We start from the raw sequence: 3504 nt of genomic DNA on the forward strand, positions 1-3504 counted from the left end.
ACGTAGGGCACTGCCCAAGTCTGAATCCGGGCGTTGTCTGCGAAAGTGGTGGTGCCGGTCACTTCCAGCTTGAGGGCCGCGGCAAGAATCTTAGCGGCTTCCTCACGGGTGATAGTGACATTAGGCTTGAAAGTGCCGTCCTCGTAGCCGTTGAGGATCTTGTTGGCTGCGCAGTAAGCAACAGCGCCCTTGGCCCAGTCGGCTACCTGATCGCCATCGGTATAAGGTATGGTGGCGTTGGGGTCAGCCGCGCCGCCCAGCATACGCATGGTCATCACGGCAAACTCCTGACGGGAGATATTGTTATAGGGCTTGAAGGTGCCGTCGTCATAGCCCAGCACAACGCCGGAAGCTACAGCCTGGCTCACATAATTATAAAACCAATCACCAGACTTCACATCAGAGAAGCCCTTGGCAACCTGGGTCTTGAGGGTGAAGCTGTTGACAACTTCGCCGCCTTCAGAGGTCACCACGATTTCCAGATCGCTGCTCAGATCATAGCTGTTGGTGGGCTTGTAGGCCTGGCCATTAATGGTAACACTGGCCATCTTGGAAGCAGTGATGTCCAGCTTCTGGGGGTTCAGCTTGGTGCCTACAGGCAGGGTCAGGTTCACGATGGTGGAGCCTGCCGTAATGGCGGCCTTGGTGCCGTTTACGGAAACCTCCAGCAGGTCAGCGCCCATTTGCTTCTCGGCTACCTTGTAACGGATGGTGTACTTGGAAGTGCTCTTACCGTCCTCAGCGGTTACAAGCACAGGGACAGTGCCGGCTGTTTTGGTAGAAGAGTCCCACGAAACAGCATTAGGCACAGGGCCTCTCCAGTCAATTGTAGGAGTGACTGTCCCATTGGATGCCACAACACCAGAATCAAAGTGGAATTTATCATCTCTAACAACGAAATGCGTTGGGTCTGTTGTTTCGGTGCTTCCCAAATCAGAAACAAGTCCTGTAGAACGGTTAAAAGTTAAATCTAATTGAACATCTAACTTAGCAAGCTTAGACAGAGCAAAGTTCAAAGTGAAATTCTTGCAATTTGCAAGGGCAGTTCCATCGGCGTTGTTATAAGAATAAGGCACAGTAATATCAATGGTGTTGCTGTCCTTGTTCAGCTTGGCGGTGACGTTCTTGTCCAGTGTGGATTCCACGCTCAGAATCTCGCTGCCAGTTTCAGGTGCAGCCTTTACGCCGTAAACGTAATAGATGGTAGCGTCCTGGTTTGCAACCAAGGTAATAATATTTGTATTGATGGTTCCCACTGTAGCCTGGCTATCAACCCAAGCCTCTTCGTTAGCAACATGAAGTTTAATGGCCTTAGTGGTATCAAGTTTGCCACTTTCCAGAGAATCAACCATTGCATCTGTCAGAGCAATGCCCTTAACAGCAGAAGCCTGATTGCCATATACCTTGGGATCAAGGGCTTTCTTTTCCTCTGTCGCATCCATAATTTTTGCGCCGTCATCCAGCTTCAACTGGGATGCATAAAGAGCAGGATAATTTGTAGCATTCCAAGAATAGGGCAGGTTCACCTTAATGGCATTTACAGTCTTCCCATTTGTGGTCTGGATGGTGCCAATTTCAGCCTTGTAGGTGTTGTCGGTAGTGATCTGGCTGTACATGTCTGTGCCAACCAGTTCCATTCCGCGCAGGCCATGGCCTGTTTTAGCTTTTTGGAACTTAAACTTGATAATATAAATGTTTGTGTCATTATCTACTGCGTTGTCGTTCGTCACGTTCAGGGTCAGTCCGTCAGCAATGAAGTCATCCAGGTCAGTTTGCTCGCTAAACCAGTCCTCAACGGTCTTTCCGTTGGTAGAATCAGAGCCAGAGCCAGAGCCAGATGCCTCTGCCCCAGTGCTGGGAACAGCAAACACTTTCAAAGCGTTCAGCGTGCCCAGTATACGGAAGCGATAGGGCACAGAAATCTCTGCCACCCACTGATCAACACTGTTTTTCTTGAAGTTTGCAGCAGAAAGAGCATAGCTGCCCACAACCTTGCCGTTTGCATCTACTTCCTGGAAAGTGATAGACTTCAGCAGGGCCTCTTCCTTGGCAGCATTATGCCAAGTGACACGGTAAGGAGTTTTGCTGTTGCCGTCCTTGGAGGTAACCAGAATTTCAAAGGTTTTGCTGTTGTTAGCGCCGCTCACCTTCACGCCGTTCAGTGCAGCTACACCTGTGCTAGAATTTGCCGTAACAGGCGTAATATTACCTTGGTTCACAATCTGAACAGTTGCGTCCTTGGAAGCAACTAAATTCAGGGTTGCTGTGGGGCCCTTGAAGCTGGCAGGCATTTCAATGGTGATGTTGGTGCCGGTCACGTCTTGCTTCACGCTCTTGAGAGTTGTCTCGTCAGCGCCGCCGCTGCTCTGCTGATCTTCACCAACCATCTCAATGCTCTTCAGGACTGCTTCGGGGTTGTCAGTTTTGTCTTCAATGACTACACTTACAGTCACTTCATCGCCATTGTCCAAAGTGACAGTAAGATCTTTTTTGCAGCTCTTATCAGTCACACTGCTCAGAATAGGTGTACCAGCACTTGTGTCCATCGGCAGGGTCATGCCGCTGGTCAGGGTGCGCTTTTCGTCATCATTGCTGTTCCCGCCATGCTCGAATTCAATTTTCTTGATAGTGTCGCCAAGCTTAAAGGTGGGAACAATGCTGCTGGCCGCAGTGCCATAAGGCAGGGTGACAAGCAGAGTATGAACAACCGGGTCGGTAATAGTGGTGTCGTCCCAAGTAGAAGTAAGCTTGTGCTCCACTTCGCCTTCCACGTTCAGGCTGGCGAACAAATCTTTGTACTCAACCTTCACATCGTACTTCTTGGTGCCGCCAGCAACGCTGACAAGAACTTCACCAATCTTGCCGACCTCTGTGTCTTCCAGATCTGCAGAAGCGGTGTAAGTAACGTCGGCCTCTTTAGAAGCAGGCACGAAAACCGTCTCAGGAGTTGCAAGGGTGCCGCCCTCTTTTAAATTTTCAGGCATTGTAGCGCCAAAGGGCAGGATCATGGTGATGGTGTTGCCCTCAATCTTATAGGAAGCGGGGTCATACAGGTCATCATGCACAACCTTGGTGATAGCGGTTTCCTTGTCGATGGGAGTAACGCTGTTGGTGATAACCAGGGTGTACTCAGCCTCAACCTTGGCAACGCCGTCATTGTCTGTCTCACTGCCACGCTGCTCCACCTTCAAGGTGTATACGTCACCGCTGATGGAGGTGGCGTACTGGGTGAGGTCAATGGTGGTGCTGCCATCGTTTGTCAGTTCAAACTCGTCCTCGCCGTTCACAACCCATAGAATGCCACTGGCTTTCTCCAGGTTGGAAGAGAGGTAAACGCTGTTGGGATTGATGGACTTAGTAACAGTGTAAGTGGTACCACTGTTGTCCATCTCGAGGTTATCTACATATATTGTAGGCTTGAACACCTCGGCAGCAGCGCTGAGCGGAATCATTGCGGCAATCAAAAGAACAGCTAAGACAGCCGCAAGTGATTTCTTCAGAAAC

General features: G+C 50.1%; 1 protein-coding gene. It reads right to left on the reverse strand.

From position 1 onward, the window contains the following. A partial coding sequence (locus D1841_RS16775; protein WP_166554305.1) for an S-layer homology domain-containing protein occupies nucleotides 1-3389 on the reverse strand: 3389 nt, incomplete at its 3' end. Between the last annotated feature and the right edge of the window lie 115 nt (nucleotides 3390-3504).

Origin of the sequence: Neglectibacter sp. X4, assembly GCF_009917365.1 — a bacterium.
In the GTDB taxonomy this organism is placed as follows: domain Bacteria; phylum Bacillota; class Clostridia; order Oscillospirales; family Acutalibacteraceae; genus Acutalibacter.